Source organism: Ruegeria sp. BF7 (assembly GCF_056538605.1).
The window spans coordinates 1,135,020-1,160,276 of the sequence record NZ_JBQFTM010000001.1; the positions used below are offsets into that span (position 1 = coordinate 1,135,020).

Consider the following 25,257-nt stretch of genomic DNA (forward strand, 5'->3'; position numbering starts at 1 on the left):
GGGCTAGAATAAATTTGATCAAATTTGGTGACCCATGAAAATCGGCATCCTAGTGACCGGCCACCCGCCTGACGAATTGCGTAACCAGTTCGGCGCCTATGACGCGATGTTTCGCACGCTTCTGGACGGCAACGGCTTTGAGTTCGAGACCTTTGCGGTCGTGGATAACCAGTTCCCCAAAAGCGCGGATCAGGCAGATGGCTGGATCATCACCGGCTCGCGTCACGGAGCCTACGAGGACCACGCGTGGATTCCTCGGCTTGAAAAGCTTATTCGCGAAATCCAGAAAGGCGGGCAGCCCCTTATCGGCGTTTGCTTCGGCCATCAGATCATCGCGCAGGCACTTGGCGGCAAAGTCGAAAAGTTCTCGGGCGGCTGGGCCGTCGGGCGGACGGATTATGACTATGAAGGGCAGACCGTGTCCCTGAACGCTTGGCATCAGGATCAGGTCGTCGAATTACCCCAAGGTGCCGAGGTGACCGGTTCGAACGCCTTCTGCCGAAATGCCATGGTGGCCTATGGTGACACGATCTGGACCGTTCAGGCGCACCCGGAATACGGTGACGGCTTTATCAAGGGCCTGATGGACACACGCGGCAAGGGCGTAGTACCCGATGACCTGATGCAGGCCGCGACCAACCGTCTGCCCGCCAAGGATGACAACCCCAAGATCGGGCAACATATGGCAATGTTTCTGAAGAAAGAGAGGGCCTGATGGCCGACTGGAAAGATCAGCTGCCACAGGCAGCCCGGACCTACATTGAAGGTCAGAGACTGGACGAGGTCGAGTGTATTATCTCGGACCTGCCCGGCATCGCGCGCGGCAAGGCGGTGCCTGCGTCAAAATTTGCGAAACAGGCCTATTTCCACCTGCCCGACAGCATCTTTTACCAGACCATCACTGGCGATTGGGGTGAGGCTGCGGGCGAGGACGGGTTCATCGAGCGGGACATGATCCTGAAACCCGACTTTACGACCGCCTCCGCCGCGCCGTGGACCGGCGACTGGACGCTGCAGGTGATCCACGACGCCTATGACCGGGACGACAACCCGATCCCTTTCAGCCCGCGCAACGTGTTGAAACGCGTTGTACAGCTGTATCACGACAAGGGTTGGAAGCCGGTTGTCGCGCCTGAGATGGAGTTCTTTCTGGTCGCGCCCAATGTCGACCCGGCGCAAGGCATCAAGCCGATGATGGGCCGCTCGGGCCGTCCGGCGGCGGCACGTCAGGCCTATTCGATGACCGCAGTGGACGAATTTGGCCCCGTGATCGACGACATTTATGACTTCGCCGAACATCAGGGTTTCGAAATCGACGGCATCACTCAGGAAGGCGGTGCGGGCCAGTTGGAGATCAACCTGCGCCATGGCAACCCGGTCAAGCTGGCCGATGAGGTATTCTATTTCAAACGCCTGATCCGAGAAGCCGCCCTGCGCCACAACTGCTTTGCCACCTTCATGGCGAAACCGATCGAGGATGAACCGGGTTCGGCCATGCACATCCATCATTCGATCATTGAAATGGAAACCGGGCAAAACATCTTCTCGGGGCCACAAGGCGGAGAGACAGACGCCTTTTATCACTTCATTGCCGGGCTACAGAACCACCTGCCCGCGGGTCTGGCGGTGATGGCACCTTATGTGAACTCGTACCGGCGCTATGTGAAGGACCACGCCGCGCCGATCAATCTGGAATGGGCGCGCGATAACCGTACCACCGGCATCCGCGTGCCGCTGTCCGGCCCCGAAGCACGCCGTGTCGAAAACCGCATCGCCGGAATGGACTGCAACCCCTATCTGGGAATCGCACTGTCGCTGGCCTGTGGCTATTTGGGCCTGACTCAGCAGGAACGCCCGCGCCGTCAGTTCTATGGCGACGCTTATGAAGGCGACGGAGATATCCCGCAGGTCATGGGCAATGCGCTGGACCTGTTCGACGAGGCCACCGCGCTGCACGAAGTTCTCGGCCCCGAGTTCGCCCGCGTCTACGGCATAGTCAAACGCGCCGAGTATGAGGAATTCCTGCAGGTCATCTCTCCGTGGGAGCGTGAGCATCTGCTGATGAACGTCTGAGGCGCACGATGAACCTGCTTTATTCCAATGACCGCAAAGCCGAGTATCCGGCCAGTTGGTATGCCGCGACGGCCAATCCGATCGACCAGTATCCCGCGCTGACGGGGGAAGTGAAAGCAGATGTCTGCATTGTGGGCGGAGGCTATACCGGCCTCTCCGCCGCGCTGCATTTGGCCGAAGCCGGGTTCGATGTTGTGCTGCTTGAAGCGCATCGGGTAGGGTTCGGCGCGTCGGGCCGCAATGGCGGTCAGTTGGGCAGCGCACAACGGATGGATCAGGAAGACCTTGAGCGACTGGTCGGAAACGACGACGCAGCGAAGCTCTGGGATCTGGCCGAGGATGCCAAGGATCTGGTCAAGTCACTGATCGCCAAGCATCAGATCGATTGTGACCTGAAACCCGGCGTGGCGGTTCTGGGCCTGAGCAGTGGCGAGCAACAAGAACTACATGACCATGCGGCGCATCTGTCTGACCGGTACGGCTATGACCAGATGGAGTTGCTGGACGAAGGCGCAGGCCACGCTCTGTGCCCCTCGCCAGCTTATCGCGGCGGCTATCTGGACATGGGGGCCGCGCATTTGCACCCGTTGAATTTCACACTGGGGCTGGCTCAAGCCGCCGTGAAAGCCGGTGTACGCATCCACGAATGCACCGAGGTCACAGGCATTGAGGAAGGCACTCAGGCCATCTTGCATTCCGCGCAGGGCAAAGTGACCGCCGACCACGTCATTCTGGCCTGTAACGGCTATCTTGGCGATCTGAACGGCAAAGTGGCGACGCGCGTCATGCCGATCAACAACTTCATTGCGGCGACCGAGCCTCTGGGCGCAGACGCCGCCCGCGTTCTGACCCGCGATGTTGCGGTCGCCGATACCAAGTTCGTGGTAAACTACTTCCGCCTAAGCGCTGACAACCGTCTGCTGTTCGGCGGCGGCGAGAGCTATGGCTACCGCTTCCCCACTGACATCGCGGCCAAGGTTCGCAAACCGATGACCGAGATTTTCCCGCATCTGCGCGACATCAAGATCGACTACGCCTGGGGCGGAACTTTGGCCATTACCATGCGGCGGATGCCCTATTTGGCGCGGGTTGCACCGAACATCCTGTCCGCTTCGGGTTATTCCGGCCATGGGGTCGGCACCGCGACCCATGCCGGGCAACTGATGGCGCTGGCCATTCAGGGGCAGGCCGAAGGGTTCGACGCCATGGCCCGCGTGCCCGCCCTGCCTTTCCCCGGCGGCCCCGCCCTGCGCAGTCCCCTGCTGGTGCTGGCAATGACGTGGTTCGCCTTGCGGGATCGCCTCGGGGTCTGACCTTAAGAAATTGCGACAGATTGGTGAAATTTCGCCCATAAGGCGATTGAGGGGTTTTATTGCCCGATAATTAGCTTTATCTTTCCCAAATATAGAATTCGGGAAAACCAAATATGACGCTTCCTCCAAACGTTCATGACGCCGAACCCATCCCCGCAGCCGCCCGCGAAGCCATCGACGCCCTGATGCAGTCGGGCGACCTGTTCCGCTATACCGCGCCGCAGGATGCTCCGGTCGCGCTGCTTGAAGCGGAATTCGCCGCACTGCTGGGCTCGAAATACGCGCTGGCGGTTTCTTCCTGCTCGGCCGCTTTGTTCCTGTCGTTGAAAGCACTAGGCCTGCCGCGGGACGCGCGGGTTCTGATCCCCGGCTTCACCTTTGCCGCCGTGCCGTCGTCAATCGTGCATGCGGATTGCGTTCCTGTTCTGTGTGAAGTGGGTGAGAACTATCGGATCGACATGGAGGATTTCGCCGCCAAGCTGGACGGCGTGCAGGCGGTGATCATCAGTCACATGCGCGGCCATACATCCGACATGGACGCGATCATGGCCCTGTGCAACGAGCGCGACATACCGGTGATCGAGGACGCGGCCCATTCGCTGGGCACTACCTGGCACGGGCAGAATATTGGCACCATTGGTAAGGTCGGCTGTTTCTCGTTCCAGTCCTACAAGATGATCAACGCCGGCGAAGGTGGCATCCTGATCACTGACGACGCCGATCTGGTGGCCCGCGCTGTGATCATGTCAGGCGCTTATGAACATAACTGGAAGAAACACAAAGGCCCGCACGGTGACAACTCGCCCGAGCTGGAACAGGCTTTCGCCCGCTGGCAGAACCAACTGCCGCTGTATAACCTGCGCATGAGCAACCTGAGTGCCGCTGTGATCCGGCCACAAATCCCGGAACTGGCACGCCGCGTGCGGGACGGGTTGGCGAACCACGACTATGTGGCGGATCGCCTGAACACGTCGGATTACATCGACGTTCCTGCCCCGCTGGCGCCAGAGCGCCGCGCGCCGGACTCGATCCAGTTCAATCTGATTGGAATGGATGAGGCGGAAATCCGCGCCTTTGCCGCGGCCTCTGAAACACGCGGTGTAAAGGTTCAGGTCTTCGGGCTGAGCGAGGACAACGCCCGCGCCTTCTGGAACTGGCAATTCCTGCCCGAGACCTTCGAGTTGCCGCAGACACGCGACATGCTGATGAAGGCCTGCGATGTGCGTCTGCCGGTTCGTCTGACACGCGCAGAACTGGACGTGATCGCCGATATCCTGCTGGCCTCGGTGGGTGAAGTGACTGGTCCGGTCCCGGTCTACGGCACCTGACGGCTATTGCGAGCCGAGATCGAACAGTTCGGTCGATAGGAAAAACGCTGTGACACCGTCGGGGGTTGCGGCAACTCGGGACAGGATTGCGGCCACCTGCAGACCGGTAGCCGTTTCCACCAAAAGCGGCGCACCGGAATCCCCCATCATCACAGGGCAGATCGCCGACATAACGCCGCCCTGATATCGGCGCGGCGGGCAGGCTTCGGTTCGACTGAGTATATGTGGCCGCACCCCAGGATACCCTGAGACAAAGGCCGAATTATTCTCAGCTTTCGCAAGCGGCAAAAACCCGACCTGCTGACCTATCGGCTCGCTGAGTTCCAGAACCGCCCAATCCAGATCAGCACGATCGTCGAACGCCCCGTCAATGCCCTGCTCGGGATGTAACCGATACCCTGCTATTTCGGACACCGCGGCGGCTGATCCGCGCTGATATCCGGCGGCGAACCGGATGCTCGAGGGCGGAATCCACCGCTGTCGTGGGGTGTTATACAGGCAATGAGCAGCAGTCAGAACCAGCCGATCCGACACCAGAACACCGGTGCAATGGGACCTCTGATCCCGGCTGGCAAAGTTGATCCGCCCGATGGCGCGCCACGGGGCTTGATCCGCATCCAGAATCTCGCGGCTGCGAATAGCGTCACACCCCGCCCCGGACTGGGTACCCAGCCTGCAGACCGGAGACCAGTTTTCCGAATAGACACCCTGCGACAGCGCGGGCTGCATCCAAAGTAACGCGATACTCAGAACCAGCCAGCGCATCCTTGGCGCGGTCAGTTCAACTTGGAGAGTTTCTTCTGCAGCTCAGCAAGCTGCTTCTTGATGTCGTCCAGATCTTCTTTTGACTCTGGTTTGTCGTCGCCATCCTTGTCCGGCCCGGACCAGTTGCCCGACAAACCACCCGTCATCGCCTTCAGAAATGCCTGTTGCTGCGCTTGCATCGCCTCGAACCCCGGCATCTGCGACATCGGGTTCATGGCGTTCATGTTTTCCATCATCTTGCTTTGGCTCTCGCGCAGCATCTCGAACGAGCTTTGCAAGAATTGCGGCATCATCCCACCGCCCGGGATCATGTAGCTACGTACCAGATCATTCAGCACATTCACCGGCAGAACATTCTCGCCGCGGCTTTCGTGCTCGGCAATGATTTGCAGCAGGTATTGCCGGGTCAGATCGTCCCCGGTTTTCAGATCGATGATCTGCACCTCACGCCCGTCGCGGATAAAGGCCGCGATATCCTCCAGCGTTACATAGTCGCTGGTCTCGGTGTTATACAGCCGACGGCTTGCATAGCGTTTGATCAACAGTGGCTTTTCTTGTTGTGACACCGTTTGCCCTCCCCAAGGATGATGCGTTGCAGCAGAGATTATGCGAGTGCAGAACAAAAAGAAAGGGCAGGTCAAAAGACCTGCCCAACGCGATTGCACCAGATGGGAGGAACGGGTGCGCCTCGCGGCCTTGCTTATTTAGCAGTTGCAGCTTTCTTGGCAGCAGCTGTCACGTCGTTGGTTGCTTTCTTGACGGCGGCGGTTGCGTCTTCAGCAGCTTCTTTGCCTGCAGCCATCAGCAGCTCGACGGTTTCGGTCTGCAGTTTTTTCGCGATTTCAGCGAAAGCAGCCATGTTTTCAGCAGCAACTTCAGCCGAAGCGCTGGCGAAATCGGTTGCGGCTTTTGCGTAGTCAGCCGGCTCGGCCTTTGCTTTCGACATCTCGGTCAGTTTGGCCAGGGTGTCCTTGGTCCATTTGTTCGAGATTTCAGCCGACTTTTCAGCAGCTTCCAGAGCAACGCCCGACAGCTTTTCGTTCAGCGAAGCGGTCGATTTGAAAGCACCTTCCAGAGCAGTCGTGTCAACGGGGAACGCGCCCATCATTTCTTTCATGGTCGCGGTAAAGTCTTGAGTCTTTGCCATTGTATTAATCCTTCTTGCCGAACCGGGCCCACCCCGGCTTTCATCAGCTTGAGGACAATATGAATGCTGCGGCGCAGCATTTCAAGTTTTTTCTTGCTGCGCCGCAGAATTTCTTAAGTTTCAAAATGAAATCAGCCGTTTGGATTGGCTATAACATAGGTGCCAGGTGCCGGGGCCAAACGAGGATGGTCCGAATCACCGGTATCGCGGGCGGGCACTTGCTTGCCCGAACGTTTCTTCAGCCACGCTTCCCACAGGGGCCACCACGAGCCTTCGTGGAAATCAGCCTCTTTCAGCCAGGTGTCGGCATCCGACTTCAATTCCGGATTTGTGTAGTGACCATATTTTTTCTTGCTGGGCGGATTGATAATGCCCGCGATATGGCCGGATTCCGAAACTACGAAAGTCTTGTTCCGCGACCCCATCTTCTGGACACCGCGATAACAGTCTTTCCACGCCGCAATATGGTCCGTCTCGCAGGTGATCGCCATCAGCGGCACATCCACGTCGCTGAGTTTCAACTTGTGCCCGAACAGCTCAATCCCGTCTGTGGCGAATTCGTTGCGCTGGCAAAGGCCGCGCAGATACTCAACCGTCATCCTGGCAGGAAGGTTGGCACCGTCGCCATTCCAGAACAGCAGATCAAAGGCCGGCGGCACCTCACCCAGCATATAACTGCGGATCGCCGGGCCATAGACCAGGTCGCGCGAGCGCAGGAAGGACATGGTGCGCGCCATGATCCACGACCGCAGCACACCCACTTTGTTCACCTCTTCCTCGATTCCGTCGATAAAGTCGTTCTGAAGGAAGGGCGTGAATTCACCTTGTTCGGAGAAATCCGTCAGCGCGGTAAACAATGTGGCCGACTTGACCGATTTGTCACCGCGCTTTTTCAGCAGAGCCAGCGTCAGGCTTAGCGTGGTGCCAGCGATGCAATATCCGATCGCATTGACCTGCTTGACCTTGCAGATCTTCTTGGCCTCTTCGATCGCGGTCAGGAACCCGTCCTGAATATAGTCCTCCATCCCGGTGTCCGCATAGCTTTCATCCGGGTTGACCCAACTTACGACGAACAGGGTATAGCCTTGCTCGGTCACCCATTTGATCAGGCTGTTCTGCGCTTTCAGGTCGAGAATGTAGAATTTGTTGATCCAGGGCGGGAACAGGACGATCGGCGTTTCATGGACCGTTTCGGTCGCAGGCTTGTACTGGATCAGTTCCATCATGCGGTTGCGGAACACCACGTCTCCAGGGGTCGTCGCCAGGTTGCCACCGACTTCGAATGCACTTTCGTCCGCCAGCTTCACCACCAGTTCTCCATCGTTGGCCTCAAGGTCCGAGACGAGGTTCTCAAGCCCCTTGATCAACGACTGGCCCTCTGTTTCGACGGCCTTTTGCAGCGCGTCCGGGTTCGTTGCCAGAAAATTCGTGGGTGCCATCATGTCGACAATCTGCTGTGAGAAATACCGCAGGCGCTGCCTGTCTTTTGCATCCATATCCTCGACCGAGGCGACAGCCTGGGCGATGGCTTCGGAATTGGTTTGGTATTGCTGGCGGATCAGGCGGAAATAGGGATTGGTTTCCCAAAGGGGGTTGGAAAACCGTTTGTCATCGGGTTTGGGTTCCTCGTCTTCGACCTCGCCCTTGGTCAACGCCTGTTGCGCTTCGGCAAAATTCAGTACCGATTTCCCCCAGTATTCTATCTGCTGCTCCAGTAGTTTGGCGGGATTTTGCCATGCTTCGGTCCAATAGGCCGATGCTGCCTTTGCAAAAAGATCCTGATTCGGGCCGTCCAAGGCAGGGGTATGCGGCGTTTTCACCGCCATGACATCGATCAACCGTTTGGAGAGTTCTTCGACCTTCTCCATGTTTTCTTTAAGGCGTTCAATGTTTTCTTCGGTCACTTCTGGCATCTGGTCTTCACTTGTTGTCATTTTAACAATTCCCCCCTAACCTTGCTGCTATGCAGAATAACGTCGTGTGTCTCGGGGGGCAAAGCGGCGAATGGTCCGAACATAATAGGCTGACACGCAGGAGGCCCCTTTTTCATGCGCTACATGATGACATACGACTTGATGGAAACGATGCGCAACACCAACCAATGGATGGGCGCAACTGCCAGCGCCATTGCATCTTATCCTATGTTCTCCATGGTGCCCAACCCCGCATTTAGCATGATGGCTGCCTGGGGTGAGGTGACCGAGCGGACATTCCAACGCATGGTCGCAAAACCCGATTGGGGCATTCGCACATTCACCTGCGAAGACGGCAAGGATCACCTGGTCGACGTCACCACTGTCGTTGAACGCCCCTTTGGTGATCTTGTCCATTTCCGGGTGAACGGTCGCGAAGAACAGCCCCGCAAGGTTCTGCTGGTTGCGCCGATGTCGGGCCATTATGCAACGCTGCTGCGGTCGACTGTGAAAAGCCTGCTGGTCAACTGCGAGGTTTACATAACCGACTGGCATAACGCGCGCGACATCCCTGTGTCCGAAGGCAAGTTCGATGTTGAGGATTACACTCTATACCTTGTCGATTTTATGAAAGAACTTGGCCCGGACACCCATGTTGTGGCCGTCTGCCAGCCGGTTCCGCTGACATTGGCCGCGACCGCCTATCTGGCCGAGCTCGAGCCCAAGGCGCAGCCCAGCACCCTGACCCTGATCGGTGGCCCGGTCGATCCTGACGCTACCCCCACAGACGTGACCGACTTTGGCCGCCGCGTCACCATGGGCCAGTTGGAAGAAACCATGATCCAGCGCGTTGGTTTCAAATACAAGGGTGTTGGCCGCATGGTCTATCCCGGCCTGTTGCAACTGGCGTCTTTCATGTCGATGAACGCGGATCGCCACTCCAAGGCGTTCTCGGACCAGATCCAGCGCGTGATGCGCAACGAGGCCTCGGATCACGATGCCCATAACAGGTTCTACGACGAATATTTGGCCGTCATGGATATGACCGCCGAGTTTTATCTGTCTACGGTGGAGCGTATCTTCAAGAACCGTGAGATCGCGAAGAATGAATTTGTGGTTGCCGGCCACAAGGTCGATATCGGCAAGATTACCGATGTTGCAGTCAAAACGGTCGAAGGCGCCAATGATGACATCTCGGCCCCGGGCCAGTGCATCGCGGCACTGGGCTTGTGCACCGGTTTGCCGGATTCGAAAAAGGCCAGCCATGTTGAACCCGGCGCCGGTCACTATGGCATCTTTGCCGGGCGCAGCTGGCGCGACAATATCCGACCGCTGGTGATCGACTTCATGAATACGAATTCCCGCAAGTCTTCGCGCCGCGCCGCCAACAGCAACAAGGTCGCCTGACCCCCATGCGCAGGAGAGCGGCAGAGACGACGCCCTTCTCCTGTACTTGCGGCACCCTGAGTGGGCATATCACGGCTGCCGGTGTTCGAACCGGCACCCATGTTGTGTGCTACTGCCATGACTGCCGTGCAGCTCAGCTGTATTTCGGGCAACCCGATCCGGCCCCCGGCCCCGTCGATATTCTGCAAATGAGCCCCGAAGAAATCCGCATCGACAATGGCGCAGAATATCTTGCGCTAATGCAGCTCAGCCCCAAGGGGATGCTGCGATGGTACGCGGATTGCTGCAATGCCCCTATTGCGACGACGTCGCGAACTGCCAAGGTCCCCTTCGCCGGATTCATCGTCAAACGCATCGCCGATCCCGGCGCGCTTGGCCCGATCACCACTCGTGGCTTTGTTCCGCAGCCGGACGGCAAGCAGTCACAAGAAAAAATGCGCTATGCGGTGGTTGGACTACTGACACGCCTGACGAAATCCTGGGTGTCGGGCAGTTGGAGAAACACACCGTTCTTCGACATCGACAAGGGTGAACCCGTGGCAACCCCAACGATCCTCAGCAAGGCTGAGCGCGCGAAGTATTACACATAGGCCGCCCGCGCGGGCGCTCTCAACCATTGGGCCATAGAGTCATTCACAACATGGGGCGCTTCCAGCGTCGGCAGATGCCCAGCCCCCTCGATGACTTTCAGCTCAGCGTCGGGGATCAGGTCCGCCATGAATGCGTGTTTTCGCTGCGGTGTCAGCGTGTCATGCGCGCCGCAAAGTACCAGTGTCGGCACCGTGATGCGTCGCAGTTCGCCCTGCTGATCCGGGCGCCGCTGTAAGGCACGGATCTGACGCTCGAACACCGCAGGCCCCATATCCAGCGCCATTTCAATCAGCCCGTTCAGAATGGGAATGCGCATTGGCCCGGGGGCCAGCGTGTCTGACCCAATGATCCGCCGCATCACGTCCTCGAGCCGCCCCGCCTTAGCCCCGACGAGAAGTTCCTCGCGCGCGGCTGCCAGTTGAGGTGTATCGGCCTGAGCATCCACCGCCATCAGGCACAGGCGCGACACCCGGTCCGGCGCGCGGCGAATAAGCTCAAGCGCCACCACACCACCCATCCCCAGCCCGCCCAACGCAAAGCGATGCGGCAACTGATCCAGCAGGGTCGAGGCGATCTCTTCTATTCGTTCCCCCAGTGAAACCGGCGCGACCATCACAGCGCGCTGGCGCGACAGACAATTGACCTGATGTTCAAAAATCCGTGCGTCGCACATCATTTCGGGCAATAAAACCAGCGGCTCGATCACGCGGGGCCTCGTATTATTCGACCTTTTCGGCCTGTACTCATTGCTAACAGGATGAGACGTTTTGTTGCTTCGGGCAAGTTAAACTTCAGGGGTAATTTATGCCCCGGAACGTTGGAAAATCCGCGTATCTCTGACGACGCGTCCGCAAATCCTCATCCGGCTCGGCTCCCGGGCGCAGCAAACAGCCGCGCGGCACGATATAGCTGTCGATGCGGCGGAGAGGGTTGGGCCTCCAAACCAGATTGAACGCGCAGAGCTTGGGGAAGAACCAGATTTCAGAGTAGTCCAAATGGTCGTGCATCCACCACGCCAGATCCCGCCAATCTCGCCCGGCCTCAAACTGATCGGCAAACCACGGAGTAACGATCGAGGCGCCTGCAATCCGAGCATCGCCCTCCCCCCGATCCCATATATGGCATTCCAGAGGGTTGTCGTTCCGGGCGCAGTTCAGACGGTTCTCATTCCCGAACCGGTTCAGCGAGGGCGAGCGATACCCTGACCGGACCGCAACGCGCCCAAAGGTTTCCTCAAGCGGGTCCAGCAGGGTCCGGCAAAACGCGCGGCCGGTTTCGATGGCCAGATCGGGATTGTCGGGAAGGTTCTGTTTTTCATGAAAATTCCCGATCTCGGAATACAGGAAATCCCGCATGAAGAAATGCCGGGACAGGCGCACGCGGCCAAGCGTTTCAAGGCTCCACATGCTGCCCGGCTTGCGCATCGCTACTCCACACCTATCCCTTTGAGCCAGTCCAGAATGCCCGTCACAGTAGCGTCTGTCTGTCCCGGTGACATCAACCGCCCGGCAATCACATGCGACGCGGGATCGTCCCCCGGCCCCATCGTCACAATATTGACCGTCGAGGATCCGCCCCAGCTGTCAGCCACCTTGTGCGTCCGATCCGGTCGCACCACTTGATCGTCATCCGAGAACCAGAACAACGCTGGCACCTGTGCGCCGGAAAAGTCCAGCGCATAGACGGTTTCAACCAGCACGGTCATCGGCACCACGGCCTCCCATGGGTAGACCGACGTCCAATAGGTGTTCTTTTCGGGGTCCGGGCTGTAGACATCACGTTCCTCTCCCATCACTAACGGCAACCAGTCGCGCGCCCATGGCAAACCGGGAAGCCACGCGCCGGGCGTGTTCACTCCGAAATTTGGCGAAACAAAAATCATCGCCGCAACGTCCTGGCTGAGCTCCGGATCCAAGGCGGCGGCTGCAGCCAGCGTGCCGCCGGTCGAGGTGGACATGACCACAACCTTGTCCCCAACGGCCCGCGCCGCGGCCAGCCCTTCGGCCATGTCCTGCATCCAACCTGACGCCGTTGCCCCGGCCATCGCAGCACCATCCCGTCCGTGACCCTGCAACCGGGTGTAAACCAGATTGGCCCCCAGAGCATCGGCCACCAAGTCAGGCACGGGCCGAATTTCCTCGGACGAAGCCGAAAAGCCGTGCACATAAAGGACCGAGATCGGCGTACGTTGTTCTTTGAAACCGTCCTGCCAGACCACCCGTTTTTCAACACCCGGAACGATGTCGTCAAAACTGGACTCGGTGCTTTCGAAATAAACCTGAACCCCCTCCCCGAATTTGCGCGGATCAAAGCGCGGGTGCAGATCAACTTCCTCGCGCGGTCCGAACCAGTAGATCAACCCGCCGAGGACAATCAGCCCCAGCAGCAGACGGCCAATTATCCATCCCAAACGCTGCATCAGGTACTCCTCATCACCTCAAGCACCGCGTTTTCGATCAACCCAAGACAAGGACCGTCTGAAAAGCGATGGTCGGCATCCTTGACCAGCAACAGGCGCATGTCTTCCCCGCTGGCGTGGTTCAGCAAACGCACGGCCGTTTCGGTGGTTACTGCTGTATCTGCCGTGCCTTGTAGGAACCGGACCGGGAATGGCAGCTCCAGCGCGTCCCGCAAAACCAGTTGCTGCCGACCGTCCTCGATCAACCGCTTGGTGATGATGTAGGGCTCCATATAGTCCGAGGGCAGCTCCACATGACCGACGGTATCCAGAGCCGCCTTTTGCGCGTCACTGAACGACGCCCAATAGCCGTCTTCGGTAAAGTCCGGCGCGGCTGCAACAGTCACCATTCCCGCAATCCTCGCGGGCATCGCCTTGGCCAGTAACAGCGCCTGCCACCCGCCCATTGAGGATCCGACTGGAATCAGCGGTCCCTCGGTCAGTTCGGAAACGGCCGCCACCGTGTCCTGATGCCAGTCACCGATACTGCCTTCTTCAAACGTCCCTGAGCTTTCGCCGTGACCGGAATAATCGAAGCGCAAGAATGCTTGTCCCCGTGCCTGCGCCCAAGCCTCAAGATGTACGGCCTTGGTGCCTTCCATATCCGACTTGAGACCACCCAGGAAAACGATGGTCGGACCAGTGCCTTCGCTCTTGTGATAGGCCAATCGCCGCCCCTGCGGTGTTTCCAGAAAATCCGTCGCTGCCATAAATCCCTCTTCCTCTTTGAGTGACATCATGCACGGCAGCCCAGTGGTCGCAATTCCCGAATTCAGATGTCCCGCTGCGTTAGTACCCGCCCCTTCCGCTCTTGACAGGTTATGCTGCACCTGCCAAATCAGCCCAACACATATAACCCGCAACCGGGCGTTCAGTGGGCGCCGAACCGACGAGGAGAGCCGATATGGCCCTGGATTCAAAATCCGTCTCTCTGACTTTTCCCGATGGCAATGCACGTTCCTTTGACGCAGGCGTCACGCCAGCGCAGGTGGCTGCCGATATCTCGACATCGCTGGCGAAAAAGGCCATCTCGGCAACGGTGAACGGTCAGCACTGGGACCTGCAGTGGCCCATCGACGCCGATGCCGATATCGCCATCCACACCATGAAGGATGAAGCACAGGCTAATGAGCTGATCCGCCACGATCTGGCCCATGTCATGGCCCGTGCCGTTCAGGAGATTTGGCCAGCCACCAAGGTCACCATCGGCCCGGTCATCGAGAACGGTTGGTACTACGACTTTGACCGCGAGGAACCGTTCACGCCCGAAGATCTCGGCCTCATCGAGAAAAAGATGAAAGAGATCATCAACAAGCGCGACCCAGTCACCACCGAGGTTTGGGATCGTCAGCGCGCGATCGAGTTCTACAAGGCCAATAACGAACCCTATAAGGTCGAGTTGATCGAGTCCATTCCGGGTGACGAGCCACTTCGCATGTATTGGCACGGCCACTGGCAAGACCTGTGCCGTGGTCCGCACCTGCAGCACACCGGCCAATTGCCTGGCGACGCTTTCAAACTGATGTCCATCGCTGGCGCCTATTGGCGTGGCGACAGCGACCGCGCGATGCTGCAGCGTATCTATGGCGTCGCTTTTACCGGTAAAGAAAAGCTCAAAGCTCACCTGCATATGTTGGAAGAGGCCGCAAAGCGCGACCACCGCAAGCTGGGTCGCGAGATGAACCTTTTCCACATGCAGGAAGAGGCCCCCGGCCAGATCTTCTGGCATCCGAACGGCTGGCGAATCTACACCACGCTGCAGGACTACATGCGGCGGATGCAAGAGCGCGACGGCTATGTCGAGGTGAACACCCCTCAGGTCGTTGACCGCAAGCTGTGGGAAGCATCGGGCCACTGGGACAAGTATCAGGAAAACATGTTCATCGTCGAAGTCGACGAGGAACACGCCCGCGAAAAGGCGATCAACGCACTTAAACCAATGAATTGCCCCTGCCACGTGCAGGTGTTCAATCAGGGTCTGAAATCCTATCGCGACCTGCCTTTGCGCATGGCCGAGTTCGGATCCTGCGCGCGGTACGAACCGTCGGGGGCGTTGCACGGGATCATGCGTGTGCGCGGGTTTACGCAGGATGATGGGCACATCTTCTGCGCCGAGGATCAGATTGAAACCGAGACCGCCAAGTTCATCGCTTTCCTGTCCAAGGTTTATGCAGATCTGGGCTTCCACGACTGGACGATCAAACTGTCCACCCGCCCGGAAAAGCGGATCGGATCGGATGAAAGCTGGGATCTGGTCGAAAAGGCGCTGGGTGATGCCTGTAAGGCAGCCGGTTATGACTATGAGGTCCTTGAAGGCGAAGGCGCGTTCTACGGGCCCAAGCTGGAATTCACTCTGACCGACGCGATCGGTCGGACGTGGCAGTGCGGAACATTGCAAGTTGACCCCAACCTGCCCGAACGTCTGGACGCCAGCTTTATCGGCGCAGATGGCGCCAAGCACCGTCCGTTCATGCTGCACCGGGCGACGCTGGGTTCTTTCGAACGCTTTATCGGCATCCTGATTGAAGAACACGCCGGTAAATTACCTTTCTGGCTGGCTCCGCGTCAGGTCGTTGTGGCCTCGATCACCTCAGAGGCCGATGACTATGTGCTGGAAGTGGTCGAAACACTCAAGGCCGCTGGCGTGCGCGCCGAGGCGGATATCCGCAACGAAAAGATCAACTACAAGGTCCGCGAGCACTCGGTCGGCAAAGTGCCGGTCATTCTGGCCGTTGGCCACCGTGAAGTTGAGGAGCGCACCGTCAGTGTCCGCCGTTTGGGCGAAAAACAGACGCAGGTTCAACCGCTTGACGTTGTAACAAATGAGCTTTCCCAGGCGGCAACCCCGCCCGACTTGCTGTAACATTCGGCATCAAATTGCCGGAAATCCGGCCCCGGATTTGGGGCCGGATTGAAACATTTACCATTTTTCATTTCAAAAACAGTTTGTTAACCTTCAAGGGGGCATGTCATGTCCTGACGGGGTTGTGAGACACGGGCTCGTGAATTCAACTGCAGCCTCGCAAGCACTACCTTTGTCATTGTCACAAGCAGACATACGCAGTCATCAAAAGGGATTACCGAGATGTCGAACACCGCAAAAACACTGGTTATCGCAAGCGCAGTCGCAGCCGCCGTTTCGGGCGCCGCCACTACTGCCACCGCACAAGCCAAAGAGAAATGCTATGGCGTATCGCTGGCCGGTCAGAACGACTGCGCAGCTGGCCCCGGCACCACCTGCGCGGGCACCTCAACAGTGGATTATCAGGGCAACGCCTGGACTCTGGTCGACGCGGGCACTTGCGCCGATATCGAACTGCCGGACAACCGCAAGGGTTCGCTGGAACCGCTGGACCGCGACCTGCCGGCATAAGCCCAAGCTTTCGAGAACCGAAGGGGCGGGCCATATCGTCCGCCTCTTTTTCGTGATTGGAGGGCGCGCACATGTTGGACAATTCGACCAGACCAAACAGGCTGCCGGCCGCTCCGGGCGTTGGCTATAAACCACAGCACTTTGCGCAGATTCTGGATCACGCAAACCCCGTCGCCTGGCTTGAGATTCATGCCGAAAATTACATGGGCGATGGCGGTCGCCCAATTGCACAGCTGCGGCACCTGTCAGAGCAGTTCCCAATTTCCGTCCATGGTGTCGGCCTGTCAATCGGTGGCGAAGGACCCTTGGACCCTGACCATCTTGCGCGCCTGAAACACCTTGTCGGCTGGCTGAACCCCGCCAGTTTTTCCGAGCATTTGGCCTGGTCCACCCATGACAGCCATTTCCTGAATGACCTGCTGCCCCTGCCCTATACTGATGAAACACTGGAGCGCGTTTGCGACCATATCGATCAAGTTCAGGAAACCGTGGGGCGGCAGATGCTGCTGGAAAACCCCTCCAGCTATCTGGCGTTTGAGGAAAGCACATGGTCCGAACCGGACTTTCTGCGCGAGATCGCGCGTCGCACGGGCTGCGGTCTATTGCTTGATGTGAACAACGTCTTTGTCTCGGCCACCAATCTGGATTTCTCACCGCAAGGCTATATCGAAGCCTATCCGCTGGACAAGGTTGGCGAGATTCACCTTGGCGGGCATGATGAGGATGAAGACGACCACGGCCACCCGTTATTGATCGATAGCCACGGGCGCGAAGTGGTCGATCCGGTCTGGGCCTTACTGGATTACGTACTGGAACGCTCGGGCCCGAAACCGGTGCTGATCGAATGGGACACGGACGTCCCCGACTGGCCCATTCTGCGGGCCGAGGCAGACCGCGCGCAGGCGGCATTGGACCGCATCCCGGCATGAGTGTTTCGCAAACAACCTTCCATACCGCGCTGCTGGACCCGTCGGCAGCCATACCCGAAGGGCTGCTGGACGCCGCCACTCAACCCGCCGGACGCCGGTTCAGCGTCTACCGGAACAACGTGGCTGTGTCGCTGACAGAGGCGATGCATCAGGCCTTTCCGGTGATCACCAAGCTTTTGGGAACGCAGAACATGGATGGTCTGTCGGGAATATTTCTGCGCAAGCATCCTCCCTCTTCGCCCCTAATGATGTTCTATGGCGAGGCGTTTCCGGACTTCCTGACCGGAATGGAACAGCTTTCCCATCTGGGCTACCTGCCCGACGTGGCGCGTTTGGAACTGGCATTGCGGCGGTCATACCATGCGGCGGACAGCACACCCGCCCCGGAAGATGCGTTGGCCGTGCCGCCGGAAGATATCATGCGGGCACGGCTGGGTTTTGCCCCGTCGATGCAGGTTCTGAACTCGAACTGGCCGGTCTTCTCGATCTGGCACTTCAACACTGAAGAGACCGCGCCCAAACCCGAACCCGGCCCCGAGTCCGTTCTGATCACTCGGCCCGACTATGATCCGGCGCCACACCTGCTGCCGACGGGCGGTGCATATTGGATTGCGGGACTTCAGGCCGGGCAAACAATTGGCGACGCGTTTGAAGAAACGGCGGCCAAATTCCCCGATTTTGACCTTGGGGCCACTCTGGCGCTGCTTTTGCAGGGCGGCGCAATAACCTCTGTGACTATCGAAAGGCTGGCAACATGACTGCCCTGATCTCATTGCACAACAACACCCTGGGACGGTTGGAAATGACCGCCGGCTGGTTGACACCAACCCTGGCCCGGCTGGTCTTTGCAGCAACATTGCTGGTGTACTACTGGAATTCGGCGAAAACCAAATTGGGCAGCGGCTTCTTTGGCTTCCTGTCCCCGTCGGACGGTGCCTACGTACAGATCTTCCCCAAGGCAATGGAAGCTGTCGGTTATGACAGCTCGCAACTGGGTATTGGTCACTGGGCCATAGCGGTCGCAGGAACATGGGCCGAATTCCTGCTGCCCGCTCTGATCGTGATTGGTCTGCTGTCGCGGTTCGCAGCCTTGGGCATGGTCACGTTTGTCTGGGTTCAGACCATCGTGGACGTCAACGGGCATGGCACCGAACTGGGCAGCTACTTTACCAACGCCGTGAGCTTGCTGGACGATCGGACACTGTGGACATTCCTACTGCTGGTGATCGTGATCAACGGCGCAGGCCCACTGTCGCTAGACCGCGTCCTGCGGATCAAGTGATTTAGAAATGTGCCTTGGGCTCGTCCGGTTTACCTGCGGCCAGCCCAAGGAAGCCCGCCACGGCCGCAAACGCCACCGGGAACATTGTGAAAACGTTGAAACCAAAGGCGTAATACATCCCCGTTGCCGAAACCAACAACAACACGCCTCCGACCAAGGCTCGTGCATGAGCCATCGCACCACCTGCGATGGCCAGAAGAGGCGCCAAGATCGACACAGCCTGAATAAACCCCGGGTTTTTCGACTGCTCCAGTAGTCCGTCGATCTCTCCGATGTGCTCGATCAGTTCGATACGGCCATAGCCAAAAAAGCCCACAATCATACCGATCAGACCGGCAATGACGCCTAGAATCATAGCTGCGTTGCGCATTTAAAACCCTCTAACTTACGTCAATTCACATAGTTACCCGTTCACGCAACGCCAAGCCCTGCCTTCGTTTCAGCCGTCCAACCCAGATACAGCGTGCCGTTCCGCTCGACCAGGGGACGCTTCATCAAAGTCGGGTGATCGGCCAGCAGGTCTAGCGGAGGCCGCGCGCGATCCGCATCACCCAATCCCCGCCAGGTTGTAGAGCGAGTGTTGAGCAAAGCCTCGCCGAAGGCGTCAAAAGCCCGCGCAAGCACCGAATCCGGCACACCCTCGGCCCGAACGTCGACAAATTCAGCATCTGGAAGTGATTTCAATGCCTTGCGGCACGTATCACAGGTCTTCAGGCCATAGAGGCGCATCTGCGGAGTTCTCCTGTATCTGGTTCAATTCTCGGCAATTTCGCCTGATCGTTTCGGTAATTCTTGATTTTTTACTTCACCGTGCAATGTTGAAAAAGACGAAACACGCAATTCGGGCTGTATCGTGTGGGCGATGCGGTGATGTGTTGCGGCGGCGTCAACCACTACCCCACCAATTTTGTGGGACAACGTGAAAGTAGAAGGAGACACGGGAAATGCCAACTGGCACCGTGAAATGGTTTAATACCACGAAAGGCTACGGGTTTATTGCCCCCGATGAAGGCGGCAAGGACGTATTTGTTCATATCTCGGCCGTTGAACGGTCCGGTCTGACCGGGCTCGCTGACAATCAGAAAGTCTCGTACGAGCTGCAAGACGGACGCGACGGCCGCCAAATGGCAGCTGATTTGAAGCCACTGTAAAACAACCGCATTCTGCGGGTTATCAAAACAGGCCAACGGCCAATTACCGGCCGTTGGCCAATCTTCAAAGGTTAGAGAACCTTAGCCTCGCGCCGGGTCGACTTTGGCATGAGTTACCAGTCTTGTTCCATCGCCACGAAGCAAGATGTCCCGGTGACATAGGTGACCAACATGGTCCAGTCACCGGGTTTCTGGTCCGGACCTCCATCAATTGTTCAGGCCCGCGAGTGCCGGTCGCCGCGCGTTCCCAACCGAACTGACGTTCAAGTTTTTCGTGTATCCGGGCGGCGGGCTAGCAAATCACCTCGGCAATCAAGGACTTGGCCTGTGCTTTGAGTGCAAGCACAAGGCACAGGCAAATGGTTCGGATCACGGTAGAAACCGTCATGAATTGAGTCTTACAGCTTCATGACGCCTCGTTTAAACAAGCGATATGGGCGGTCAGCCTTCGCGGATACCACCGTATTTCTTCTTCCAGCGGTAATAGGTTTGTTCAGTCACACCAATTTGCCGGATCGCATCCAGACGCGGCATACCTTGCCCAGTAAGGACCTCAACCTGTCGTAACTTCGTGACAATTTCCTCTGGCTTGGGTCACTTGTCGGCCATGTGATCCCTCCGTTTTCCTAAACATAGTGGAGGACCACTTCACTGGGGGAAGACCAGGATATCTCCGACGACAAGGTCAGAGTATTCGAAGACGAAGCACCGCATCTCGATATCCCGGCCAAGGATGTCACCGGTTGGATTAAGGGTCACATGCGCCGAAGTAGCGTTTGGTATCTGGTTCGAAAAATCGCAGAGATGGCAATTCGGGAAAATGAAACAACGTCTGACGATGAGCAGGATGGATTGTCAAATGACACCCAACCAAACGAACAATGAGAAGTATCAGAGCCGGTCTCCCGTCCTTCTACACCATTGCAAATCACTTGCGCTGGAGGACGGAAATAGAGCCTCTCCTGAAGAAGCGCTCGCACGCCCGAGAACTGGCTTTCCTAGAGCGACGAATTATTATGCAAAGTTAGCCAATTGCCCGAAAGCGTCAGATACAGATGGGAATGTCGGAAGAAAGGCCCAATAAGACGACCGAAGAATTCGAGAAACGTTGCGAGGTAGACGTCATTACGGTGGCCTTTCTCCTCGTCAAAGCAGCTCAGTTCGCCTCAGAAGATGGGCTAAAGCGAAAAAGCATGAGCGCGGATGAGTGAGGAGAACTCGCCCCAAGTCAGTTCTAACAAGGGTAAGTGTCGCCGGTTTTTGAAATTTTGCGATAGGCCGCAGTCAGCCCGAAGCGGACCTTCGCAACCAAGCTTTGCTAACTCCGAAATACACAACGAAACGGCCAGTTGCAGAGGTTGTATCGGCGGTGGCAACCAACCATTCATGTCGTCGACTAACCTGTTCAACGTCGCACTACAACTTCTCCGAACTGATCCCACGAGGACCTAATCTTCGAAGCGTTCATTTGGCTCGACCACATTTACTTGCTTCGGAACTTGGTCGGTGTCATTCCGGTCTGACCTCGGAAAAAGCGAGTGAAATGGGACTTGTCAGAATAGCCGAGCATCAGTCCGATCTCTGCAATTGTCATCTGGTTTTGTTTGAGGTGCTCCTTGGCGACATCGATACGCAGCCGTTTGATTTCGCGCGGTAGCGTTGTGCCTTGTTTTTGAAGCGCTTTCAGAAACCGTTCCGGTTGTATTCCCAGCATTCCAGCCACCATCTCTGGTCCCAAATCGGTTTCATCCAGTTTGTCGCGTAAGACAGATCGCAAAGCTGCCACCACGGTTACTTCTTCATCTTGTCGAAGTGATGCTATGGGCTTGGCAGAACCCTCAGAGACGTGGTGCAAAAACAACCATTCCACAGGAAAACTAATTTGCATTCCGGGATCAGTCCCAAGGCCAACCTCGATCCCTTTGTAGTCGATAGGCAGCCCATTGATGTATCTGCTTTCCCATCGCACACGGGAAGAGTCCCAGGACTCTCCGACGACGGTCTGCAATAGGCGTACATAGATTGCGGCACCAAAACCGGTCACCTGAATGGGTGGGACGGTTGGTTCCTGTTGCCTCTCGATACGATAAGTCGCTTTGTCTGCTTCAATGACAAGGCTGTGCCGCACAGAATTGGACTCCTGCGGCACGAGCTCAACAAAGCGGGTAAAAAACTCGAACAGCGTTTTTGTAGATTGCAAGGCTTGAGCGAAGGGCGGCCATCCTTGTAGGTCAAACGCTTCCCCTACATTCAGTCCTAGGTATCGATCCCCTGATACTTCTGAGAAAGCATTTACCAAGCCGTAAACCAACTCGGAGTGAACGAACACGGATGGGTTAGTCATCAGTTCAGCTTTCAAGCCGACCTGATCCAATGCTGGTTGCGGATTGATCTTACGTTCGGTGAGATATTGCAGAAAGGGAGCGGCTAAAGAGAGGCGAACAAAGCCCTCGCTATGCTCTCGGGAGGTGGAGTTGAAAGGCAAGCTCATAACCCTTGTTGGATTAGCTTTAAGAAGTGGCCATTTTTGCAGTCACATTCGTACATCCTAATTCAAAAGGGGCAACCGAGCCAATGAATTCCAGACTATAGTTGGCAAAACATGAATATGAAGGGAGTACTTATGTCCGGCTTACGAATGTCTCTTTGCTCGACGGCAATTGTCGCGGCAGTTCTTTCTTTTTCGGCGACCGCGCAGGCTCAGGATCAAGAAGAACCCCAAACGCTGTTTACCAACGTGCATGTCTTCGACGGTGTGAATGAGCAACGCATTGAAAATGCCAGTGTTCTGGTCGAGGGCAATCTGATCAAGTCCGTCTCAACCGATGCCATTGATGCGCCGAGCGCGACGGTTATCGACGGCGGTGGGCGCACTCTGACACCGGGCTTTATAGAGAATCACGCGCACCTGATGCTCATGGGGCCATCGATTGCCGAGATGGAAACCAACTCGACCTGGGAGGATTTCGCCATCCACGGGACCCGGATGGCCGAAATGTACCTGATGCAGGGCTTCACGACCGTTCGCGATGCCGGGGGCGCTGGCGGCGGGCTGCGGCGCGCAATTGACGCCGGCCAGATCGTCGGCCCCCGCTTTTATCCTTCCGGGGCATTTCTCGGAACACGTGGTGGTCACGCCGATTTCGCATCCTTCACATCTCCGCCGGGTGGGGTGACCAACTTTGGGACTCTGAATATGGCCCAACAGGTCAACGGTGTTGACGAAATTTACATGTATGGCCGCAACAACCTGCGCATGGGTGCCACGCAATTGAAGTTCATGCAATCAGGTGGGGTGATTTCGGCATTCGATCCATGGCAGTTGCTCGCCGGTTCGAAAGAAGAGATCGAGGCCGCTGTTCAGGTTGCCAACGAGTACGGCACCTATGTCATGGCACATTCCTACCGCAAAGAAGCGATCATCAATGCCCTGAATGCAGGGGTCAGAACCATTGAACACGGATTTCACTTTGACTGCGAGATTTCTGCTTTGATGAAAGAAAAAGGAGCGTACATCACGACGAACATCACAGCATTTGATCCAGGCCTACTTGATGTTCCGTCCGTGAAAAACAACCCCAACAGTTTGAGGAAGGCCAAATCGGCCTCGGCGACCTTCGAAGCCTATATTCCAAGCATGAAGGAATGCCCGGCGCCGCGAGGGTTCCAAACCGATTGCGTCGGGTCGGTCGAAGCGTGCAACATCCAGATCGCCTACGAGAAACATCTGAATAACCATTTCTTCGGCCCCTATGCGTCGATGGTAACCCTAACTTCGGTAGGTGGCGAGATCGCGGCACTTAGCGGTGATTTCATGAACCCCTATCCGGAAGGCAAACTGGGTGTGATCGAAGAAGGTGCCTATGCCGACATCCTGCTGATAGACGGCAACCCCCTCGAAGACTTCTCTGTCGTCGGAACGGGTGATCAGTGGTTTGGTGCGGACCCGAGGCCGGACAGCCCGGAAACAATCCGCCTGATCATGAAGGACGGTGTGATCTACAAAAACACACTGGATTGACCAGATAAAGCAGCCGGAGAGCATTCATGCGAAATTGGTTTTGCTCCGCAGTATTCGCAGGGTTGGTTTTGTGCGGTTATGATGCTGCGGCGACGCCTGGAACCGCGTTGGACTGGGCAGACCTGCTAGATCCGTCTGCGCAGGTCTTTGATGACCCCTATCGTGATCTCAGCCCTGAACAGTTCGACGATGTTCTTTTCGTTGTGCGTATACGCGGCAGGTTGCAGCAGGAGGTTGGCAGCGCCGAAGAACGGCAGAAATGGCAATTGCTTTTAGCAGAGACCGAAGACGCCTTGGTGTCAGACGGAATTGACGTCGACTGGTTACTCGATCAGCGCGAGGTTGTGACTGAACGTCGAAGAAAGGCTGGAACGAGCGGAAACCCGCAATTCGACGGCCGAACAATCACACTCGCGGGCTTTGCCATTCCTGCTCCGAGCGATCCGGACGGCCGGCCTGTGGCGTATTTGGTGCCAGAAAGAGGGATGTGCAGCCACATGCCTCCACCTCCGCCTAACCAGATGATCCGTGTGCGGTTGAACGGGGACTGGGCGCCTAGCTATTTCCACGAACCCGTTCGGCTGACAGGCACGCTGACTATCGATCCTTCCGTTCATAATATGATGGTTGTGGATGGCCTCATGCCTATGAATGCGACTTTCCAGCTAGAGGCGGAACGTGTCGAAACTCTGGAAACCGAGGCAGACAGGTTGGAATGGAAGCAGCGTGCTGCTGATCGCATCCGCGCGGCAGGAAATCGCAAGACCGGTGGGGCACAGGCGTCAAAATGATAAGACTTCTGGTTGCCGCATTGAGCATTGCATTTGCTGGCGCAGCGTCGGCTCAGGGACTATCCGGGCCATCTTCAGTCGAAGCCGATCTTGCGCCCGGAGACGGGCTCACCGATCCGCAATATCGTTCCGATTTTCCACGCAACATCGCACCGGGTTGGTTTCAGCGGAAAGACCGACTGGCTGAGGGTGGTTTTCGGTTCAACATTGACTACCTGGCATTGGGCCAAACCACGGATGCTGATCTGGGAACCGGCGAAGCAGCCAGCGGAATTGCGCGGTTCTACGGCAGTTGGCAGGCAACTGAACGGGGGTCTCTGACATTCAAGATCGAAGACAGGCACAGTTATACTGACGTTGCTCCGCAATTTCTCGGGCTGGATGGCGGAGCCCTTTCAATCACGGGAACAGCCTTCAATGACAACGGTTTGCTTCTGACCAATTTGTTCTGGACCCAAAGGGCTGAGAATGGGTCGTGGGCGCTGCAAGTCGGCCAGATTGATGTAACGGACTTTGTGGATATCTACGGGTTGGTAAGCCCCTACAGTGGTTTTCAAAACCTGTCTTTCAATACCAACCCGACAATCAACACGCCCAACCAAGGCCTTGGTATTGCCGGTGGGGTAAAGCTGAGCGAGAACCTCTACGCCGTTGCCAGCGTATCAGACGCAAACGCCGACCCGTCCGATCCAAACTTTGATGTGTTTAGCGACGG

At 57.2% G+C, this 25,257-nt stretch carries 25 protein-coding genes and 2 pseudogenes; 15 read left to right on the forward strand and 12 right to left on the reverse strand.

The genetic code is table 11. The annotated features are described in order from the left end of the window. Positions 1-34 precede the first annotated feature (34 nt). The 4 genes from ACR0IK_RS05690 to ACR0IK_RS05705 all read left to right on the forward strand — a co-directional run bounded on the left by ACR0IK_RS05690 (position 35) and on the right by ACR0IK_RS05705 (position 4,714). On the forward strand, positions 35-715 hold the full coding sequence (locus tag ACR0IK_RS05690; protein ID WP_480640755.1) for a type 1 glutamine amidotransferase: 681 nt from the start codon (positions 35-37) through the stop codon (positions 713-715). Continuing rightward, positions 715-2,073, forward strand: coding sequence for a glutamine synthetase family protein (locus ACR0IK_RS05695; protein WP_480640756.1), 1,359 nt, complete (start codon positions 715-717; stop codon positions 2,071-2,073). Before ACR0IK_RS05690 ends, ACR0IK_RS05695 begins: the two co-directional genes overlap by 1 nt. 8 nt (positions 2,074-2,081) lie before the next feature. Next, positions 2,082-3,386 (forward strand): NAD(P)/FAD-dependent oxidoreductase, encoded by a 1,305-nt coding sequence (locus tag ACR0IK_RS05700; protein ID WP_480640757.1) that lies wholly within the window; start codon positions 2,082-2,084, stop codon positions 3,384-3,386. A 113-nt stretch (positions 3,387-3,499) separates the two neighbouring features. Beyond that, positions 3,500-4,714, forward strand: coding sequence for a DegT/DnrJ/EryC1/StrS family aminotransferase (locus tag ACR0IK_RS05705; RefSeq protein ID WP_480640758.1), 1,215 nt, complete (start codon positions 3,500-3,502; stop codon positions 4,712-4,714). A 3-nt stretch (positions 4,715-4,717) separates the two neighbouring features. Here ACR0IK_RS05705 and ACR0IK_RS05710 read toward each other — a convergent pair whose 3' ends face one another. The 4 genes from ACR0IK_RS05710 to ACR0IK_RS05725 form a co-directional block, all read right to left on the reverse strand. Continuing rightward, the gene (locus ACR0IK_RS05710) at positions 4,718-5,479 is read right to left on the reverse strand and encodes a trypsin-like serine peptidase (RefSeq protein ID WP_480640759.1); all 762 of its coding nucleotides are present in this window, start codon (positions 5,477-5,479) and stop codon (positions 4,718-4,720) included. Positions 5,480-5,490: 11 nt separating this feature from the next. Beyond that, positions 5,491-6,045, reverse strand: coding sequence for a polyhydroxyalkanoate synthesis repressor PhaR (phaR, locus tag ACR0IK_RS05715; protein WP_480595551.1), 555 nt, complete (start codon positions 6,043-6,045; stop codon positions 5,491-5,493). A 134-nt stretch (positions 6,046-6,179) separates the two neighbouring features. After that, complete coding sequence (locus ACR0IK_RS05720) at positions 6,180-6,626, reverse strand: phasin family protein (protein ID WP_480595552.1); 447 nt, start codon at positions 6,624-6,626, stop codon at positions 6,180-6,182. Between the two features lie 131 nt (positions 6,627-6,757). Then, positions 6,758-8,560 carry a PHA/PHB synthase family protein gene (locus tag ACR0IK_RS05725; RefSeq protein WP_480595553.1) on the reverse strand — a complete coding sequence of 601 codons (1,803 nt, stop codon included), beginning with the start codon at positions 8,558-8,560 and terminating at the stop codon, positions 6,758-6,760. A gap of 114 nt (positions 8,561-8,674) precedes the next feature. Between ACR0IK_RS05725 and phaZ the strand changes: the two genes are divergently transcribed. Beyond that, a complete protein-coding gene (phaZ, locus tag ACR0IK_RS05730; protein WP_480595554.1) occupies positions 8,675-9,946 on the forward strand; it encodes a polyhydroxyalkanoate depolymerase in 1,272 nt (423 codons plus the stop codon). Positions 9,947-9,951: 5 nt separating this feature from the next. Further along, positions 9,952-10,536, forward strand: coding sequence for a DUF6151 family protein (locus tag ACR0IK_RS05735; protein WP_480595555.1), 585 nt, complete (start codon positions 9,952-9,954; stop codon positions 10,534-10,536). Here ACR0IK_RS05735 and ACR0IK_RS05740 read toward each other — a convergent pair. From ACR0IK_RS05740 to ACR0IK_RS05755, 4 genes are all read right to left on the reverse strand, one after another. Then, positions 10,527-11,243, reverse strand: a complete 717-nt coding sequence (locus ACR0IK_RS05740; RefSeq protein WP_480595556.1) for an alpha/beta fold hydrolase — start codon at positions 11,241-11,243, stop codon at positions 10,527-10,529. The genes ACR0IK_RS05735 and ACR0IK_RS05740 overlap by 10 nt on opposite strands. Positions 11,244-11,328: 85 nt before the next feature. Further along, on the reverse strand, positions 11,329-11,943 hold the full coding sequence (locus ACR0IK_RS05745; RefSeq protein ID WP_480595587.1) for a hypothetical protein: 615 nt from the start codon (positions 11,941-11,943) through the stop codon (positions 11,329-11,331). A 20-nt stretch (positions 11,944-11,963) separates the two neighbouring features. Further along, complete coding sequence (locus ACR0IK_RS05750) at positions 11,964-12,956, reverse strand: alpha/beta hydrolase (protein WP_480640760.1); 993 nt, start codon at positions 12,954-12,956, stop codon at positions 11,964-11,966. Next, positions 12,956-13,705 (reverse strand): alpha/beta fold hydrolase, encoded by a 750-nt coding sequence (locus ACR0IK_RS05755; RefSeq protein WP_480640761.1) that lies wholly within the window; start codon positions 13,703-13,705, stop codon positions 12,956-12,958. The genes ACR0IK_RS05750 and ACR0IK_RS05755 overlap by 1 nt, the downstream gene beginning before the upstream one ends. Positions 13,706-13,899: 194 nt before the next feature. Between ACR0IK_RS05755 and thrS the strand changes: the two genes are divergently transcribed. From thrS to ACR0IK_RS05780, 5 genes are all read left to right on the forward strand, one after another. After that, positions 13,900-15,858 carry a threonine--tRNA ligase gene (gene thrS, locus ACR0IK_RS05760; protein ID WP_480640762.1) on the forward strand — a complete coding sequence of 653 codons (1,959 nt, stop codon included), beginning with the start codon at positions 13,900-13,902 and terminating at the stop codon, positions 15,856-15,858. 222 nt (positions 15,859-16,080) lie between these two features. Then, entirely contained in the window at positions 16,081-16,368 is a 288-nt protein-coding gene (locus ACR0IK_RS05765) for a BufA1 family periplasmic bufferin-type metallophore (RefSeq protein ID WP_170325388.1), read from the forward strand. Between the two features lie 71 nt (positions 16,369-16,439). Then, on the forward strand, positions 16,440-17,297 hold the full coding sequence (gene bufB / locus ACR0IK_RS05770; RefSeq protein ID WP_480640763.1) for an MNIO family bufferin maturase: 858 nt from the start codon (positions 16,440-16,442) through the stop codon (positions 17,295-17,297). Beyond that, positions 17,294-18,055, forward strand: a complete 762-nt coding sequence (locus ACR0IK_RS05775) for an HvfC/BufC family peptide modification chaperone (RefSeq protein WP_480640764.1) — start codon at positions 17,294-17,296, stop codon at positions 18,053-18,055. Before bufB ends, ACR0IK_RS05775 begins: the two co-directional genes overlap by 4 nt. Then, positions 18,052-18,579 (forward strand): DoxX family protein, encoded by a 528-nt coding sequence (locus ACR0IK_RS05780; protein WP_480595562.1) that lies wholly within the window; start codon positions 18,052-18,054, stop codon positions 18,577-18,579. The genes ACR0IK_RS05775 and ACR0IK_RS05780 overlap by 4 nt, the downstream gene beginning before the upstream one ends. Before the next feature lies 1 nt (position 18,580). On the opposite strand, the gene ACR0IK_RS05785 is transcribed toward ACR0IK_RS05780, so the two are convergent. After that, positions 18,581-18,949, reverse strand: coding sequence for a hypothetical protein (locus ACR0IK_RS05785; RefSeq protein WP_480595563.1), 369 nt, complete (start codon positions 18,947-18,949; stop codon positions 18,581-18,583). 41 nt (positions 18,950-18,990) lie between these two features. After that, entirely contained in the window at positions 18,991-19,308 is a 318-nt protein-coding gene (locus tag ACR0IK_RS05790) for an arsenate reductase family protein (RefSeq protein ID WP_480595564.1), read from the reverse strand. 215 nt (positions 19,309-19,523) lie between these two features. On the opposite strand from ACR0IK_RS05790, the gene ACR0IK_RS05795 reads away from it, so the two are divergent. Next, a complete protein-coding gene (locus tag ACR0IK_RS05795; protein WP_008758035.1) occupies positions 19,524-19,730 on the forward strand; it encodes a cold-shock protein in 207 nt (68 codons plus the stop codon). Positions 19,731-20,180: 450 nt separating this feature from the next. On the opposite strand, the pseudogene ACR0IK_RS05800 reads toward ACR0IK_RS05795, so the two are convergent. Together ACR0IK_RS05800 and ACR0IK_RS05805 are read right to left on the reverse strand one after the other, a co-directional pair. Beyond that, positions 20,181-20,309 (reverse strand): annotated as a pseudogene (locus ACR0IK_RS05800) (IS3 family transposase); the annotation flags it as partial. Positions 20,310-21,213: 904 nt separating this feature from the next. Beyond that, complete coding sequence (locus ACR0IK_RS05805) at positions 21,214-22,221, reverse strand: helix-turn-helix domain-containing protein (RefSeq protein WP_170357373.1); 1,008 nt, start codon at positions 22,219-22,221, stop codon at positions 21,214-21,216. 132 nt (positions 22,222-22,353) lie between these two features. Between ACR0IK_RS05805 and ACR0IK_RS05810 the strand changes: the two genes are divergently transcribed. The 3 genes and pseudogenes from ACR0IK_RS05810 to ACR0IK_RS05820 form a co-directional block, all read left to right on the forward strand. Beyond that, a complete protein-coding gene (locus ACR0IK_RS05810; RefSeq protein ID WP_170337131.1) occupies positions 22,354-23,751 on the forward strand; it encodes an amidohydrolase family protein in 1,398 nt (465 codons plus the stop codon). 26 nt (positions 23,752-23,777) lie between these two features. Then, complete coding sequence (locus ACR0IK_RS05815; protein ID WP_170798132.1) at positions 23,778-24,542, forward strand: DUF3299 domain-containing protein; 765 nt, start codon at positions 23,778-23,780, stop codon at positions 24,540-24,542. Then, a pseudogene (locus tag ACR0IK_RS05820) lies at positions 24,539-25,257 on the forward strand (carbohydrate porin); the annotation flags it as partial. The gene ACR0IK_RS05815 and the pseudogene ACR0IK_RS05820, both read left to right, overlap by 4 nt.